The sequence below is a fragment of the Blastococcus aggregatus genome (assembly GCF_900221005.1).
In the GTDB taxonomy this organism is placed as follows: Bacteria; Actinomycetota; Actinomycetes; order Mycobacteriales; family Geodermatophilaceae; genus Blastococcus; species Blastococcus aggregatus.
Genome location: NZ_OBQI01000001.1, coordinates 1,033,337 through 1,049,967, shown reverse-complemented (window position 1 = coordinate 1,049,967; position 16,631 = coordinate 1,033,337). Strand labels below are relative to the sequence as shown.

General features: G+C 72.8%; 14 protein-coding genes. 12 read left to right on the top strand and 2 right to left on the bottom strand.

From position 1 onward, the window contains the following. Positions 1-3: 3 nt before the first annotated feature. Positions 4-2,052, bottom strand: coding sequence for an acyl-CoA dehydrogenase family protein (locus tag CRP29_RS05250; RefSeq protein WP_097193913.1), 2,049 nt, complete (start codon positions 2,050-2,052; stop codon positions 4-6). Beyond that, positions 2,049-2,750 (bottom strand): TetR family transcriptional regulator, encoded by a 702-nt coding sequence (locus CRP29_RS05245; protein WP_245852459.1) that lies wholly within the window; start codon positions 2,748-2,750, stop codon positions 2,049-2,051. Before CRP29_RS05245 ends, CRP29_RS05250 begins: the two co-directional genes overlap by 4 nt. Before the next feature lie 74 nt (positions 2,751-2,824). Between CRP29_RS05245 and CRP29_RS05240 the strand changes: the two genes are divergently transcribed. From CRP29_RS05240 to CRP29_RS05185, 12 genes are all read left to right on the top strand, one after another. Then, on the top strand, positions 2,825-4,120 hold the full coding sequence (locus CRP29_RS05240; protein WP_097193911.1) for an acetyl-CoA C-acetyltransferase: 1,296 nt from the start codon (positions 2,825-2,827) through the stop codon (positions 4,118-4,120). Positions 4,121-4,232: 112 nt separating this feature from the next. After that, positions 4,233-5,585 carry a 3-oxoacyl-ACP reductase gene (locus tag CRP29_RS05235; RefSeq protein ID WP_097193910.1) on the top strand — a complete coding sequence of 451 codons (1,353 nt, stop codon included), beginning with the start codon at positions 4,233-4,235 and terminating at the stop codon, positions 5,583-5,585. Beyond that, complete coding sequence (locus CRP29_RS05230) at positions 5,585-6,448, top strand: MaoC/PaaZ C-terminal domain-containing protein (protein WP_176522830.1); 864 nt, start codon at positions 5,585-5,587, stop codon at positions 6,446-6,448. Before CRP29_RS05235 ends, CRP29_RS05230 begins: the two co-directional genes overlap by 1 nt. Continuing rightward, positions 6,448-7,662 (top strand): acyl-CoA dehydrogenase family protein, encoded by a 1,215-nt coding sequence (locus CRP29_RS05225; RefSeq protein WP_176522829.1) that lies wholly within the window; start codon positions 6,448-6,450, stop codon positions 7,660-7,662. Before CRP29_RS05230 ends, CRP29_RS05225 begins: the two co-directional genes overlap by 1 nt. A gap of 343 nt (positions 7,663-8,005) precedes the next feature. Continuing rightward, the gene (locus tag CRP29_RS05220) at positions 8,006-9,682 is read left to right on the top strand and encodes an Ig-like domain-containing protein (protein WP_141437063.1); all 1,677 of its coding nucleotides are present in this window, start codon (positions 8,006-8,008) and stop codon (positions 9,680-9,682) included. Between the two features lie 172 nt (positions 9,683-9,854). Beyond that, the gene (locus CRP29_RS05215; RefSeq protein ID WP_141437062.1) at positions 9,855-10,808 is read left to right on the top strand and encodes a class E sortase; all 954 of its coding nucleotides are present in this window, start codon (positions 9,855-9,857) and stop codon (positions 10,806-10,808) included. 35 nt (positions 10,809-10,843) lie between these two features. Then, on the top strand, positions 10,844-10,999 hold the full coding sequence (locus tag CRP29_RS22615) for a hypothetical protein (protein ID WP_097193908.1): 156 nt from the start codon (positions 10,844-10,846) through the stop codon (positions 10,997-10,999). Between the two features lie 114 nt (positions 11,000-11,113). After that, complete coding sequence (locus CRP29_RS05205; protein ID WP_097193907.1) at positions 11,114-12,637, top strand: ABC transporter substrate-binding protein; 1,524 nt, start codon at positions 11,114-11,116, stop codon at positions 12,635-12,637. Beyond that, positions 12,634-13,575: an ABC transporter permease gene (locus CRP29_RS05200; protein ID WP_097194125.1), complete on the top strand. Its 942-nt coding sequence runs from the start codon at positions 12,634-12,636 to the stop codon at positions 13,573-13,575. The genes CRP29_RS05205 and CRP29_RS05200 overlap by 4 nt, the downstream gene beginning before the upstream one ends. Further along, positions 13,572-14,528: an ABC transporter permease gene (locus CRP29_RS05195; RefSeq protein WP_097193906.1), complete on the top strand. Its 957-nt coding sequence runs from the start codon at positions 13,572-13,574 to the stop codon at positions 14,526-14,528. Before CRP29_RS05200 ends, CRP29_RS05195 begins: the two co-directional genes overlap by 4 nt. Further along, entirely contained in the window at positions 14,525-15,571 is a 1,047-nt protein-coding gene (locus tag CRP29_RS05190) for an ABC transporter ATP-binding protein (RefSeq protein ID WP_097193905.1), read from the top strand. The genes CRP29_RS05195 and CRP29_RS05190 overlap by 4 nt, the downstream gene beginning before the upstream one ends. Beyond that, positions 15,568-16,602, top strand: a complete 1,035-nt coding sequence (locus tag CRP29_RS05185) for an ABC transporter ATP-binding protein (protein ID WP_097193904.1) — start codon at positions 15,568-15,570, stop codon at positions 16,600-16,602. The genes CRP29_RS05190 and CRP29_RS05185 overlap by 4 nt, the downstream gene beginning before the upstream one ends. Positions 16,603-16,631: the final 29 nt, after the last annotated feature.

The window sequence follows — 16,631 nt, the reverse complement described above, 5'->3', positions numbered from 1 at the left end:
CGCTTACTGGCCCGGGGGGACGTCGACGGCGGTGGCCGTCCCCTCCGGGGTGCTCTCCCCGTTCTGCGCCCGCAGCTCGGCGTCACGGGCGGCCATCGCCTCCTGCCGGCCGGGCTCCTCCGCCAGGATCGCGGCGGCCTTCCACGACTCCGGGATCGCGAAGCCGTCGACCAGCGTGATCAGGTGCGGCCGGAGCTCCTTGAGCAGCTGGTTCACCGTGGCGGTCAGCGTCTTGGCCCGCGCGGGGGTGAGCTGGCCGTGCTCGAGGAACCACGCCTTGTCCGCCTCGAGGGTCGACAGCGCGTAGAGGTCGCACAGCGTGTCGAGCAGGTGGCGGGTGGCCGGGTCCTCGGTGCGGTCGACGCCGGCGACGAAGGCCTCCAGCACGATCCGCTCGATGTGCGTCTGCGCCGACTTGAGCACGTGGTCCTGGACGTCGTTGAACATGTCGAATGGCGCCATGCCCTCGGTGGTCGAGTTCTTCCGCAGCCGGCGGGTCGCGCCCTCGAGCGAGTGCTTCTCGCGGAACTCGAACATCTTCAGCTGCCAGCCGCGGTCGAGCATCGGCACGTCGTCCACACCGGGGACGGCGTCGACCAGGCGGGCGATCAGCGCGCGCGCCGCCGTCCGCTCCAGCACCGTCTCCCGGACCATGTCGGCGACGAAGCTGACCCGCCCCCAGCCGTCCAGGGACCCGAAGTTGTCGCGGTACCCGGTGAGCAGCCCCTTGGCGACCAGCTGCAGCAGCACGGTGTTGTCGCCCTCGAACGTGGTGAACACGTCGGTGTCGGCCTTGAGGTGCGGCAGCCGGTTCTCCTGCAGGTAGCCCGCCCCGCCGCACGCCTCGCGGCACATCTGGATGGTCTGCGTCGCGTGCGCGGTCTGGGCCACCTTGAGCCCGGCGGCGCGGGACTCCAGCTCGCGCTGCGCCTGCTCGTCGATCTCCTGGCCGTGCACGTGCACCGCCGTCTGGACGTCGTGCATCGTCGAGACCAGCTCGCCCTGCGCGAAGTGCAGCGCGTAGGTCTTCGCCAGCGCCGGCAGCAGCTTGCGCTGGTGCACGAGGTAGTCGTTGATGACGATCTCGCGCTCCTCGCCCGGTGCGGCGAACTGGCGGCGCACCTCGCCGTACCGGACGGCGATGTCGAGGGCCAGCTTGGTCGCCGACCCCGCGGCGCCGCCGACGCTCACCCGGCCGCGCACCAGCGTGCCGAGCATGGTGAAGAAGCGGCGGGTCTCGTTCTCGATGGAGCTGGTGTACGTGCCGTCCGCGGCGACCTGGCCGTAGCGGTCCAGCAGCATGTCGCGCGGCACGCTCACGTGGTCGAACGAGAGCCGGCCGTTGTCGACGCCGAGCAGGCCGGCCTTCGGGCCGTCGTCCTCGATGGTGACGCCGGGCAGCGCCGTGCCCTGCTCGTCGCGGATCGGCACCAGCCAGGCGTGCACGCCGTGGTTTGTCCCCTGGCTGACCAGCTGGGCGAAGACGACGGCCATCCGGCCGTCCTTGGCCGCGTTGCCGATGTAGTCCTTGCGGGCGGCCTGGTGCGGCGTGTGCAGGTCGAAGGTCTGCGTCGCGGGGTCGTAGGCGCAGGTCGTGCGCAGCTGCTGGACGTCGGAGCCGTGGCCGGTCTCGGTCATCGCGAAGCAGCCGGGCAGGTCGAAGCTCATGACGTCGCGCAGGTACGCGTCGTGGTGCCGCCGGGTGCCGAGCAGCTGCAGCGCGCCGCCGAACAGGCCCCACTGGACGCCGGTCTTGACCATGATCGACAGGTCGTTGAACGCGAGCATCTCGATGGAGGTGACCGAGCCGCCGGAGTCGTCCTGGCCGCCGTACTCCTTCGGGAAGCCCAGCAGGACCCGGCCGGACTCGGCCAGCGTGCGCGTCGCGCGCGTCACCCGCTCTCGGGCGTCGGCCGTCGTCTCGCCGTAGACCGGCAGGAAGTCGGGGTCGTCCAGGTTCGCCCGGGCGTCGCGGCGGACGTGTGCCCACCGGCCGTCGAGGACCTCGCGGATCGCCGCCGGATCGACCGGGGCGGGCAGGGACTTCGTCACGACTCCTCCATGGTGTTCGGTGTGGGTGCCACGACGCCGGAGAGCCCGGCCCAGGCGAGATCGGTCAGGTGTGCGGCGAGTTCCGTGCGCAGCATCGGACGCTCGGCGCGGAGCCACCAGTCGGCGGCCGAGCGGACCAGGCCGACCAGGCCGTGCCCCCAGGCGCCGGCGGCGGCGGGATCGCGGCCGGCCTGCTCCAGCGCGAGCGCCATGAGCGCCGCGGCCTGGTCGCCGACGAGGTCGGCGAGGTTGGCGATCGGGTCGGCGACGGCGGCCGGGTGCGGGGAGACCACGAAGCGGTAGACCTCGGGCTCGGCCTCGAGGAAGGCCAGGTAGCTGCCGATCGCGGCGGCGGTCATCGCGCGCGGGTGCTCGCTGCTGGCCATCGCCGCCCGCAACTGGGCGAGCAGCCGCCCGGCGACCTCGTTGCACACCGCGACGTAGAGCTGGGACCGGTCCGCGAAGTGCCGGTAGACGACGGTCTTGCTGGTGCCGGCCGCGGCGGCGATCTCCTCCATGCCGACCCCGGCACCGTGCCGGCCGACGGCGGTGAGCGTCGCCTGGACGAGTTGTTCCCGCCGCGCGCGGCGGTGCTCGTCCCATCTCGAGTCGCGGCGGTCGCGCGGCTGGGTCACATTCCCTGGGGCGCGCAGGGCGGCCGCGCCGGGCTCGCGGCCCGGCTGCGAGGAGCGTCTCACCGCCTCAGCTTTCATGTGAACGACGGTACCGCGTACCCTGGGTACCGGCCACTCACCCGACCTCGGAGGTCCCCATGGCTGACAACTCGAAGCCGGCGACCCGCAAGGCGGCGATCGTCGGCGGGAACCGGATCCCGTTCGCGCGGTCGAACACCGCCTACGCGCAGGCGTCCAACCAGGACATGCTCACCGCGACCCTTGACGGGCTCGTCGCCCGGTTCGGGCTGCAGGGGGAGCAGGTGGGTGAGGTCGTCGCCGGCGCCGTCCTCAAGCACGCGCGCGACTTCAACCTGACCCGCGAGTCGGTCCTCGGCTCGACGCTGGCGGCCACGACGCCGGCCTACGACGTCCAGCAGGCGTGCGGCACCGGCCTGGAGGCCGCCGTCCTCGTCGCCAACAAGATCGCCCTCGGGCAGATCGAGTCCGGCATCGCCGGCGGCGTCGACACCACCTCCGACGCCCCGCTCGCCGTCGGCGACGACCTGCGCCGGGTGCTCATCTCGCTCAACAACGCGAAGACCGTCGGCGACCGGCTCAAGGCGCTGGCGCGGATCCGCCCCGGCCAGCTGGTGCCCGAGATCCCGCGCAACGCCGAGCCGCGCACCGGCCTGGCGATGGGCGACCACGCGGCGATCACCGCGAAGGAGTGGGAGATCGGCCGCGAGGAGCAGGACGAGCTCGCCGTGCGCTCGCACCACGCCATGGCCGCCGCCTACGAGCGCGGCTTCTTCGACGACCTGGTGACGCCGTACCTCGGCCTGGCCCGGGACAACAACCTGCGACCCGACTCCAGCGCCGAGAAGCTCGCGACGCTCAAGCCGGTCTTCGGCAGGGGCGAGGGCGCCACGATGACGGCGGGCAACTCCACGCCGCTGACCGACGGCGCGTCGGCCGTCCTGCTCGCCTCCGACGAGTGGGCCGCTGCCAAGGGCCTGCCGGTGCTGGCGCACCTGGTGGACGCGCAGACCGCCGCCGTCGACTACGTGCACGGGGGCGAGGGCCTGCTCATGGCTCCGGCGTACGCGATGCCGGTGATGCTGGCCCGCAACGGCCTCACCCTGCAGGACTTCGACTTCTACGAGATCCACGAGGCCTTCGCCTCGACGGTGCTGTCGACGATGAAGGCCTGGGAGGACCCGGAGTTCTGCAAGGAGAAGCTGGGCCTCGACGCGCCGCTGGGCTCGATCGACCGGTCCAAGCTCAACGTCAACGGCTCGTCCCTGGCCGCGGGCCACCCGTTCGCCGCGACCGGCGGCCGGATCGTGGCCTCGCTGGCGAAGATGCTGCACGAGGCGGGCCCGGGCAAGCGCGGCCTGATCTCCATCTGCGCCGCCGGCGGCCAGGGCGTCGTCGCCATCCTCGAGTCCTGACCTGATCCGAGCCCGGGGACTTTCGGCGCCGAAAGTCCCCGGCCTCGACGACCGCACCCTCCCAGCCCCCGGACTTTCGGCGCCGAAAGTCCGCTCGGAAGGACCTCCTCTCGTGGCTGACTGGTACAGCAACTTCGCCCACTCGGGCTTCGGCACGACCGTCACCAAGCAGCTCGGCCTGCCCCGTCCCGGCGTGCTGCGCCGGTACGAGCCGGGCGGCCCGCTGCTGGAGGGGCCGGCGGTCGTCGGCTCCGCCGGCACGGGCCGGCTGCGCGACACCGTCACCGCCGTCCTGCGCGACGCCGGGGTGACCGTCGTGTCGCCGGTCGTGGCCGACGGCGACGCGAGCGGGGAGAAGCTGGGCGCGGTCGTGCTGGACGCCACCGGGGTGACCGGCCCGGCCGACCTCGCCGCGGCGCACGACTTCCTCGCTCCGGCGATCAAGCGGCTGCGCGCCAACGGCCGCGTGGTGATCCTGACCGACCCGCCGGCCGCGGCGGACTCCCCGGCGCAGGCGGCGGCCCGCCAGGCAGTCGACGGGCTCACCCGCTCGATCGGCAAGGAGCTGCGCGACGGCTCGACGGCGAACGCGATCTACGTGCCGGAGGGCGCGGAGTCCGGCGTCGCCGGCCCGCTGACCTTCTTCCTCTCCGGCCGCTCGGCCTACGTCGACGGCCAGGGCGTCACGCTGTCGGCCGCCGACGTACCCGCGACCCAGGACGCCGCGAAGCCGCTGGCCGGCAAGGTCGTCGTCGTCACCGGGGCGGCGCGCGGGATCGGCGCCTCGATCGCCGACGTCATGGCCCGCGACGGCGCGCACGTGGTCGCCGTCGACATCCCCGCCGCCGGCGACAGCCTGGCCGCGGTCGCCAACCGCATCGGCGGGACGGCGCTGCAGCTGGACATCACCGCCGCGGACGCCCCGCAGCGGCTGGTGGAGCACCTCAAGGAGCGCCACGGCGGGGTGGACGTGATCGTCCACAACGCCGGGATCACCCGCGACAAGCTGCTGGTCAACATGGACGCCGCCCGCTGGAACTCGGTCATGGCGGTGAACCTGCAGGCGCAGCTGGACCTCACCGAGGCGCTGCTGGACGGCGACGTGCTGAACCCGGGTGCCCGCGTCGTCTGCGTCTCCTCGCAGTCGGGCATCGCCGGCAACCGTGGCCAGACCAACTACGCGGCGTCGAAGGCCGGTGTCATCGGCATGGTGCGCGCGTGGGCGCCGACGTTCGCCGAGCGCGGCGCGACGATCAACGCCGTCGCCCCGGGCTTCATCGTCACCGAGATGACCGCGAAGATGCCCTTCGGCACCCGCGAGATCGGGGCCCGGCTGAACTCGCTGCAGCAGGGTGGGCTGCCGGTCGACGTCGCCGAGACGATCGCCTGGCTGTCCCAGCCGACCAGTGCCGGCGTCAACGGCCAGACCGTGCGGGTGTGCGGCCAGTCGTTGCTGGGCGCCTGATGGCCACGGTCCTGGACGGCCCGCCGAACCTGGCGGCGCTCTACGCGCGGGCCGCGCTCACCGCGCGCGGCCGGGGCGGCGCGCTGCCGGACACGCACCTGGCCCGGCACGGCGTGACCGTCGACCGCGACCACCTGGCCGCCTACGCCCGGGTGTGCCGGCTGCCGCTGGACGACGTCCTGCCGGCGACCTATCCGCACATGCTCACCTTTCCGCTGCAGATGGCGCTGATGACCGACCGCGCCTTCCCGCTGGGGCTGGTCGGGCTGGTGCACGTGCGCAACCGGATCGAGGTGCTGCGCCCGGTCCGCGCCGAGGAGGCGCTGGACCTGGAGGTGTGGGCCGAGCGCTTCGCGACCCACCGCAGCGGGGCGACGGTCGACCTGTGCGCCACCGCGACGGTCGGCGGCGCGGAGGTCTGGCGCTCGCGGTCGACCTACCTCTCCCGCGGGGCGACGGCGCCCGACGGCGCACCGGAGGCCGACGTCGAGGTGCCCGTGGGGGCGCTGGAGCGGGTGGCCGCCACCTGGCGGGTGCCCGACGACGCCGGTCGCCGCTATGCCAAGGTCTCCGGCGACGTGAACCCGATCCACCTGTCCGGCCTGACGGCGAAGGCGCTGGGCTTCAAGCGGGCGATCGCGCACGGCATGTGGGTGAAGGCCCGTGTGCTGGGCGCGCTGGCCGGCCGGCTGCCCGAGGCGCTGGAGTTCGACGTCCAGTTCAAGAAGCCGCTGTTCCTGCCCTCGACCGTGGCCCTGTCCACGGCCGAGGTGGCCGGCGGCTGGGACGTCGCCGTCCGCAACGCCGGCAGCGGCACCGAGCACGTGGTCGGCACGATCCGCACCCTGGAGGAGAAGCACTGATGGCCGTGTCGTTCGGACTCACCGAGGACCAGATCGAGCTGCAGAAGTGGGTGCACACGTTCGCCGAGGACGTCGTGCGCCCCGCGGCGCACGAGTACGACGAGCGGGAGGAGACCCCGTGGGAGGTCATCCAGGAGGCCGCCAAGATCGGGCTGTACTCGATCGACTTCTTCGCCACCCAGTCCTTCGACGAGTCGGGCCTGGGCATCCCGATCACGATGGAGGAGCTCTTCTGGGGTGACGCCGGCATCGGCCTGGCCATCGTGGGCACCGCGCTGGCCGCCGCGTCGGTGAGCGCCAACGGCACGCCCGAGCAGGTCGGCCAGTGGGTGCCGGCGATGTTCGGCACGCAGTCCGAGCCCAAGGTCGCGGCCTTCTGCTCCTCCGAGCCCGACGCCGGGTCCGACGTCGGGGCCATGCGCACCCGCGCGGTCTACGACGAGAAGACCGACGAGTGGGTGCTCACCGGCACCAAGACGTGGGCGACCAACGGCGGCATCGCCGACATCCACGTGGTCACCGCCGTCGTGGAGCCCGAGCTCAAGGCGCGCGGCCAGGCCAGCTTCATCGTCCCGCCGGGCACGCCCGGCATCTCCCAGGGGCAGAAGTTCCTCAAGCACGGCATCCGCGCCTCGCACACCGCCGAGGTCGTCCTCGACGGGTGCCGCATCCCGGGCGACTGCGTGCTCGGCGGGCGGGAGAAGCTGCAGGAGCGGCTCGCCCGTGCCCGTGAGGGTGTGAAGAGCGGCCGCACGCAGCCGTCGATGGCGACCTTCGAGCGGACCCGCCCCGCCGTCGGCGCGCAGGCCGTGGGGGTGGCGCGGGCCGCCTACGACTACGCGCTGGAGTACGCCAAGCAGCGCGAGCAGTTCGGCCGCGCGATCATCGAGAACCAGTCGATCGCCTTCATGCTCGCCGACATGAAGACCTCGATCGACGCCGCGCGGCTCCTGGTGTGGCGCGCGGCGTGGATGGCGGCCAACGGGCAGCAGTTCACCGCCGCCGAGGGCTCCATGTCCAAGCTCGTCGCCGGCGAGACCGCCGTCCGGGTGACCGAGCAGGCGATGCAGATCCTCGGCGGCAACGGCTACACGCGCGACTACCCGGTCGAGCGGATGGCCCGCGACGCCAAGATCTACACGATCTTCGAGGGCACCTCGGAGATCCAGCGGCTGGTCATCGCCCGGACGATCTCGGGCGTGCACATCCGCTGAGCCACTCGCCCTCCCGACCACGCCGCGTGGTCGCCGCCCCCGCCGCAGACCGCGAGGACGGCGACTGCGCGGCGTGGCCCGTTCCCGGGGACGGAACTGCGCCGTCCGGTTCAACAACGGTTGTACACAACAACCGAGGGCCGTTCTAGGCGCTTTCCGGCTGGAATCGCCGGGCCGCTGACCTGCGAATTCGTCGAAAGGTCTCGATCAGGTCACGGCGCGCACCACTGGTTCAGGCGCGCGTGGCGGCACCGATCCGGCCGCTCGCTCCGTGGTCTGGTGCGCCCGTCCGGATGGCCGGGCCAGCGACCCGGCGTCCCGGGACCTTTCGAGGGAGCGAAACGTGCAGCTCACGTCCTCACCCCGTCGTGCACTCGGTCTCCTGGCCGTGGGCACGATCGGCATGTCCACCGCGGTACTCGGCGTCACCGGCACGGCCTCGGCCGGGACCGAGTCGTGGACCTTCACCACCGCGTCCAGCGGCGCCGAGCAGACCAGCGTGACGCTGCTCGAGATCGCTGCCGCCGCCTCGGCGGACTGCACGGTCTCCTTCACCGTCGACGGCGCGGGCGGTGGCGCCGGCCTGGAGGCGGACGGCTCGACACCGGGCGCCCCGGGTGGCCGGGTCACGGGCGAGATCAGCGCCATCGACGGCGACTCGTTCGACCTCTTCGCCGGCACGGTGGGCGGCACGGGCGAGAACGGCACGGCGGGTGCCGCCGGCACGAACGCCCACGGGTACGACGGCTCGGCGGGCAACACCGACGGCACCACGTTCTGGGGCGGTGGCGGCGGTGGCGCGTCCACCGTCTCGCGTTTCGACGACTCGCCCGTCCTCGGCGCGTACGGCGGTGACGGCGCGGTCGCCGAGGCCAGCGGCTCCGGCGCCGGCGGCCTCGACAACGAGAACCTGAACTACGTGGACGGCGTCGACGGCATCGCCACCAACACGGGTGCCGGCGTCATCAGCGGCACGGTCACCTGCGTGAGCGGCGACGCCGTCGCGCCGGGTGCGCCCACCCTCGATGGGTACGTGGACGCCGGCGACGGCACCGCGAAGTTCTGGTTCGACGAGGGCTCGGACGCGCTGGACGAGTTCGAGAGCTACGTGCCCTCCTCGTACGAGTACAAGGTCACCGACGGCCAGTGGACGGCGTTCACGCCCGGCTTCACCGGCAGCGACCAGCTCACCGGCACGATCACCGGCCTCACCAACCTGAAGAAGTACAGCCTCGTCCTTCGCGCGGTCAGTGCCTCGGGGACCAGCCCCGAGAGTGCTCCGGTGGAGTTCACGCCGTTCGCTGCGACGCCGGCTCCGGCCACGGTCGCGGCCTCGGTGGGTGTCTCCTCGGTGCGGGTCTCCTGGACGCCTCCGGCCGACGCCGCCGGGATCAAGGACTACATCGCCATCGTCGCCCCGGCCGGTGCGCAGAGCAGCCAGGACGTCGTCGTCTGCATCTCGTCGGGCACGTCCTGCACCGTGAAGGTGAAGGCGGGCATGGCCTACGGCTTCGGCGTGGCCAGCCGCGACGCACTCGGCAACGAGGGTGACCGCACCTGGGGCGAGAACCCGACCGCGGTCGTCCCGGCCTCGGCCATCGCCCCCGCGCTGCCCACGTCCAACGGCACGCTCGGCAACAGCGACACCGACGGCACGATCGTCGCCGGCACCCCGGTCACCCTCACGGGCGCCGGCTTCGCACCCGGCTCGACCGTCGAGCTGGTCGCCTACTCCACCCCGGTCAAGCTCGGTGAGGCCGTCGTCCTGGCCGATGGCACCTTCACGGCCACCGTCACCGTGCCCGCCACGCTGACCAACGGCGTCCACCACCTGGTGGCCACCGGAGTCGACCCGGCCGGCAACGTCCGCAACCTGGTCGTCGAGGTGACCGTCTCCGGCGGCACCGCGGTCCTGGCCAGCACCGGGTTCTCGACCCTGCCCTACCTGGGCACCGGCGCCCTGGCGCTGCTGGCCGGTGGTGGCCTGCTCGTCGCGGCCCGCCGCCGCAACGCCGCCTGACCCACCCGCACCACAGCACCACCTGCACGGAGCCCCGGCCCCGGCCCCGTCCCGCACCGCGGGGCGGGGCCGGGGCCCGTCTGGCGCGGGAACCGGATCGCGCCCGCTGCCTCACCTAGCATTCGAGGGTCGGATCGGATCCGACCGGAACCGAGAGAACCGGGGGAGCGGGATGACGGACCCGGACTGGGCTCGGCGCGAGGACCGGACCGAGCCCTGGGACCGGGTCCCCGCGCTCGGCGGCCCGCCGCCGCGGAGCCGGCCACCGGTGCCCGGCGCCCCGACCTCCGAGCCCGCCCCCGCCCCCGAGCCGACCGCCGTCGACCGGCCCGCCGACCGGGCCCGCGGCTGGGACAGCTGGGGCGAGGCCTGGGCCGACGACGAGGGCCACGACGTCGACTGGGACGACGCCCCGCGCGGCCGCGGCTTCTGGCGCTCCGCCGCCCTGGGCGCCGGGGAGCTGCTCGTCACCGCCGGCATGGTGCTGCTGCTGTTCGTCGCCTACGAGGTCTACGTGACCGACTTCCTGACCGGGCAGCGGCAGGACGAGCTGAGCACCGAGCTGCGCGAGCAGTGGGCGGCCGAGCCGGCCGACCGCGGATCGATCACCCAGGTCGAGCTCGGCGACGCGTTCGGGGTGCTGCGCATCCCGCGGCTGGGCGAGGACTACACGCGGGTCATCCTCGAGGGCACCGAGGAGAAGCAGCTCTCCCAGGGCCCGGGCCACTACGTCGACTCCGCGCTGCCCGGCGAGGTGGGCAACGTCGCGCTCGCCGGGCACCGGGTGGGCAAGGGCTCGCCGTTCCTCGAGCTGGACGCCATGCAGGCGGGCGACCCGATCGTGGTCGAGACCAGGGACAGCTGGTTCGTCTACCGCGTGCTGGGGGAGGACGACCCCAGTGGCATCCCCGGCATGCACATCGTCAGCCCCACCGCGGTCGAGGTGGTGTCGCCGACGCCCAACGCGGCGGTCACCGCCGCGCCGTCCGGCGCCTACCTGACCCTGACGACCTGCCATCCGCGCTACTCCGCACGGCAGCGGCTGATCATCCACGCACGTCTCGACGGCGGCCCGATCAGCAAGGCAGAGTTCCCCGACGGGCCCGATGCCTTGTTCGAACGCTGAGCCCTGTACGAACGCTGACCACGGGAGACCTGACCATGTACAGCTGGATCTGGCGGCACCTGCCCGGGGGGACGCCGAGCAAGACGATGCAGGCACTGATCCTGGTCGTCGCGGTGGCCGCGCTGCTGCTGTTCGTCGTCTTCCCGTGGGTGGAGCCGCGGCTCCCGTTCAACGACGTCACCGTCGACTGAGCCGGTAAAGACCGCGCAACGATCGCGGGAAGGGCCGCTTTCGGGTGGCCGACCTGCGCGGACGGGGGAAAGGTCGACGGTGGACGACGACCCTCGACGCATCCGGAGGCCCCCGTGCGCGCCACCCGACCGCTCGCCCTCGCCGCTGCCGGCGCCCTCACGCTGACCGCCTGCGGGGGAGGGGATTCCGTGGACACCGGCGGCGGGGACGGCGGTGGCGACAACACCCTCGTCGCCGCCGTCAGCGCCCAGCCCGACCAGCTCGACCCGCACGTCACCACGGCGTACGCGAGCTTCCAGGTCCTGGAGAACGTGTACGACACCCTCGTCGTCCCGGACCCCGAAGACCTCACGATGCAGCCGAGCCTGGCGACGGAGTGGGAGACCAGCGAGGACGACCTGGAGTGGCGCTTCACGCTCCGGGACGACGTCACGTTCCACGACGGCAGCGAGTTCGACTCCGCCGACGTCGTCTACTCCTACAACCGGATCATCGACGAGGAGCTCAGCAACTCCTTCCGCTTCCAGAACGTCGAGTCCGTGGAGGCCGACGGGCCGGACACCGTCGTCATCAGGCTGACCCAGCCGACGCCGAACCTGCTGGAGCGGATCGGCTCGTTCAAGGGGATGGCGATCCTCCCGGAGAACGCCGCCGAGGACCTCGACCTGACCACCGAGGCGAACGGGACCGGCCCCTTCCAGCTGGAGAGCTCCGACGCCAGCAGCACCGTGCTCACCGCCTACGAGGACTACTGGGACGGGGCGCCGAGCATCGACGGCGTCGAGTTCCGCTACATCACCGAGCCGGCCGCGGCGCTCACCGCGCTGCAGAACGGCGAGGTGCAGTGGACCGACAACGTGCCGCCGCAGCAGATCGAGTCCCTCGACGGCGACGACTCGGTGGAGCTGGAGACCACGGCCAGCGTCGACTACTGGTACATGTCCATGAACTACGCCCGCCCGCCGTTCGACAACCGCGACGTGCGGCGCGCGATCTCCTTCGCCATCGACCGCGAGGAGGTGGCCGAGGCGGCCTGGTTCGGGGCGGCGGAGGCCAACCAGACGGCGATCCCCGAGGACAGCTTCTTCTACTACGACTACGCGCCCTTCGAGCGCGACCCCGAGCAGGCGCGGCAGCTGCTCGCGCAGGCCGGCGTCGCGACGCCGCTGACGATGGGCCTGATGGTCACCGACGAGTACCCCGAGACGGTCACGGCCGCCCAGGTGATCGCCAGCCAGCTCGCGGAGGTCGGGATCACCGTGGAGATCGAGACGCTGGACTTCGCCACCTGGCTGGACCGCCAGGGTGCCGGTGACTACGACGCCTTCTACCTGGGCTGGCTGGGCAACCTCGACCCGGCGGCGTTCTACCAGGAGCAGCACCAGACCGACGGGCCGAACAACTACCAGGGCTACAGCAACCCGCAGGTCGACCAGCTGCTGCTGGAGGGCTCGACGGAGACCGACGACGAGGCCCGCAAGGAGATCTACGACCAGGCGGCCCAGATCATCGTCGACGACGTCTCCTACCTGTACCTCTACAACCCCGACGTCGTGCAGGCGTGGGCGCCGGGGCTGTCGGGCTACCAGATCCGGGCGGACAAGGCGATCAACTTCGAGAACGTGGAGCTGCCCTGACCGGGTACCTCCTCCGCCGCACCGGTCAGTCGGTGGTGGTGCTGGCGGGGGTCAGCGTCATCGTGTTCGCCCTGGTGCACCTCGTACCGGGCGATCCGGTGCGGCTCGCGCTGGGGACCCGGTTCTCGCAGGAGACCTACGACGCCCTCCGGGAGCGGTCCGGCCTGGACCAGCCGCTGGTCCAGCAGTTCTTCAGCTGGCTCGGCGGGGCGCTGACCGGAGACCTGGGCGTCAGCTTCCGCAGCGGGGACACCGTCACCTCGCTGATCGCCGAGCGGCTGCCCGCCACGCTCACGCTGGCCTTCGCCTCGATCCTCGTGGCGCTGGCGATCGCCATCCCGCTGGGCACGATCTCGGCCCTGCGGCCGCGGTCGCTGGTCGACCGGTTCGCCACCGTGATCAGCCAGTTCGGCATCTCGGTGCCGGACTTCTGGGTGGCGATCGTGCTGATCCTGGTCTTCGCCGGCACGCTGGGCTGGCTCCCCTCGGGCGGCTACGTGCCGCTCAGCGAGGACCCGCTCGGCTGGCTGCAGCGGCTGATCATGCCGGCGGTGGTCACCGGCACGGTGTCGGGCTCGGTGATCACGCGCTTCGTCCGGTCCAGCGTCCTGGAGGCGCTGGGCGCCGACCACGTCCGGACGGCGCAGGCGAAGGGGCTGCCCGCGCGGCAGGTGTTCACCTGGCACGTGCTGCGCAACGCGCTGCTGCCCCTGGTCACGGTCACCGGCGTGCAGCTGGCCTACCTGCTGTCCGGCGTCGTCGTCGTGGAGATCGTCTTCTCCTGGCCCGGCCTGGGCCAGCTGGCCCTGCAGTCGGTCCAGTCCCGCGACTACCCGGTGCTGCAGGGCGCGATCCTGCTGTTCGCGGTGGTCTTCCTGGTGATCAACCTGATCGTGGACCTGCTCTACACGGCCATCGACCCGCGGATCCGGCGATGACCGGCCAGCCGCTGCCCCCGCCGGACGCGCCGGTCGCCGGTCAGGGCGACGCGAAGGGCACGTCGCCGGGGCCGACGACGCTGCGCCCGGTCCGCCCGCGCTGGCGCGAGACGCTGGGCCTGCTGGCCCGCAACCCGACGGCCGCCACCGCCACCCTGGTGCTGATCGGGATCATCCTGATGTCGGTCTTCGACGAGACGCTGGCGCCGCAGGGGCCCAACGAGATCGACGTGGCCGACCGGCTGCAGTCGCCGAGCTGGTCGCACCCGTTCGGCACCGACGACCTCGGCCGCGACATCCTCAGCCGCGTCATCCTGGGCGCCGGCGTCTCGCTGCGGGTCGGGTTCCTCGCCGTCGGGATCGCGCTGGTCATCGGCACGCTCATCGGCCTGCTCGCCGGCTTCTACGGCCGGTGGGTCGACGACGTCCTCATGCGGATCATGGACATGTTCTTCGCGTTCCCGGCGGTGCTGCTGGCGATCGCGATCCTCGCCGTCCGCGGGCCCGGCTCGGGCAACACCGCGCTGGCCATCGGCATCGTCTACATCCCGATCTTCGCCCGGGTGACGCGGGCCAGCGTGCTCGGCGTCCGCGAGGAGGTCTACGTCCGGGCCTCGCGCTCGGTGGGCGCCTCGGACCTCCGGCTGCTCACCCGGCACGTGCTGCCCAACGCCGCGCCGCCGATCATCGTGCAGACCTCGATCAGCCTGGCCTTCGCGGTGCTGGCCGAGGCGGCGCTCTCCTTCCTCGGCCTGGGCACCCAGCCGCCCAGCCCGTCGTGGGGGCTGATGCTCGCCGAGGGCCGCGGCTTCATCGACCTGGCCTGGTGGCTGGCCTTCTTCCCGGGGATGGCGATCTTCCTGACCGTGCTCTGCTTCAACCTGCTCGGCGACGGGCTGCGCGACGTCCTGGATCCCAAGCAGCGGACGCTGATGGCCGGGGGTGGCCGGTGACCGCGGGCGCGCCGCCGGTGCTGGAGGTCGAGGACCTGCGGGTGCGGCTGCGCACCCCGCGCGGCCCGGCGGACGTGGTGAACGGGCTCTCCTACACCGTCGGCGCGGGGGAGACCGTCGCCGTGGTGGGGGAGTCGGGGAGCGGCAAGAGCGTCTCGGTGCTCGCGCTGCTGGGCCTGCTGCCGGCACGGGTCGCGACGGTGACCGGGCGGGCGGTGCTGCAGGGCGAGGACCTGCTCACCATGAAGCCCGAGCGGCTGCGGCAGGTGCGCGGCCCGGGCGCAGGCATGGTGTTCCAGGACCCGATGACCTCCCTGAACCCGGTGCTCACCATCGGCCGGCAGCTGGTCGAGGGTATCCGCGCGCACGGCGACGTCGACAAGGCCGCGGCCCGGCGCCGGGCCGCAGAACTGCTCGCCGAGGTGGGCCTGCCCGATCCCGAGGGCACGCTGGACCGCTATCCGCACGAGCTCTCCGGCGGCATGCGGCAGCGGGTGATCATCGCGATCGCGCTGTCGAACTCCCCGGCGCTGCTCATCGCCGACGAGGCGACGACGGCGCTCGACGTCACCGTGCAGGCGCAGATCATCGACCTGGTCGAGAAGCTCCAGGCCGAGCGCGGTACCGGGGTCATCTGGATCACCCACGACCTGGGCGTGGTCGCGGGCATCGCCGACCGGGTGCTGGTCATGTACGGCGGGCGGTGCGTGGAGGACGGCACGGTCGACGACGTCCTGGAGAACCCGGTCCACCCCTACACGCGCGGCCTGCTGGGCGCCCTGCCCGACCTGGCCCAGCCGGCCGTGGACGGCGTCGTCCCCGACCTGGCCACGGTGCCCGGGGTGCCGCCCGCGCCGACGGACCTGCCGAAGGGCTGCGTGTTCTGGCCGCGCTGCCCCGTGCGCGGCGACGCCCGCTGCGAGACCGAGCAGCCACCGCTGGCCGTCATCGGCTCGGCCGACGTGGCGCTGCCGCACCGCGCCGCGACCTGGTGCCTCGAGGGGACTTCCGGTGCAGGAAGTCCGGAGGGGGGTCTCCGGTGAGCGGCGACGTGCTGGTCTCCGCCCGGGGGCTGGAGGTGCACTTCCCGATCGGCGGGCGCGGCCTGCGGGGGAAGCCGGCCGGGGTGCTGCGCGCCGTCGACGGCGTGGACCTGGACATCGTCCGCGGCGAGACGCTCGGGCTGGTGGGGGAGTCCGGCTGCGGGAAGTCGACGCTGGGCAACGCGCTGCTGCGGCTGGTGCCCACCACCGGCGGCAGCATCATGTACGACGGCACCGACATCACCTCCCTGGACCGCCGCGGGCTGAAGGAGATGCGCCGCCGGGCCGGCATGGTCTTCCAGGACCCGTTCGCCTCGCTGGACCCCCGCCGCACGGTGGCGCAGACGGTGAGCGAGCCCCTGGAGGTGCACGGCCTGCGGAAGGGCCGCGACAAGGCCGCCCGGGTCGCCGAGCTGCTGGAGCTCGTCGGTCTCGATGCGGGCGTCGCCGGCCGGTATCCGCACGAGTTCTCGGGTGGCCAGCGACAGCGGGTCGGCATCGCCCGGGCCCTGGCCGGCGAGCCGGACTTCCTGGTCTGCGACGAGGCGATCGCCTCCCTGGACGTGAGCGTGCAGGCGCAGGTGCTCAACCTGCTGCGCCGGCTGCAGCGCCAGCTCGGCCTCACGCTGCTGTTCATCTCGCACGACCTCTCGGCCGTGCGGCACATCTCCGACCGGATCGCGGTCATGTACCTGGGCCGGGTGGTCGAGATCGGCCCGGCCGAGGCGGTCGGCACCGATCCGCAGATGCCCTACACGCAGGCGCTGCTGTCGGCGGTGCCGCTGCCGCACCCGAAGCTCGAGCGGGAACGGAAGCGGATCGTGCTCACCGGCGACGTCCCCTCGCCGGCCGCCGTCCCCAGCGGCTGCCGGTTCCGCACCCGCTGCCCGTACGTCTTCGAACCCTGCGACGACGTCGACCCCGCGTTGCAGCCGGTCGGGGCGCCCGGTCAGCAGGCGGCCTGCCACCTGCACGGCGTCGTCGGCACCCCGGTGTCCACCACCCCCGACGGCGTCACCACCACTCCCTGATCGCCGTCCTCCCTCACCGCCGCGCCTCC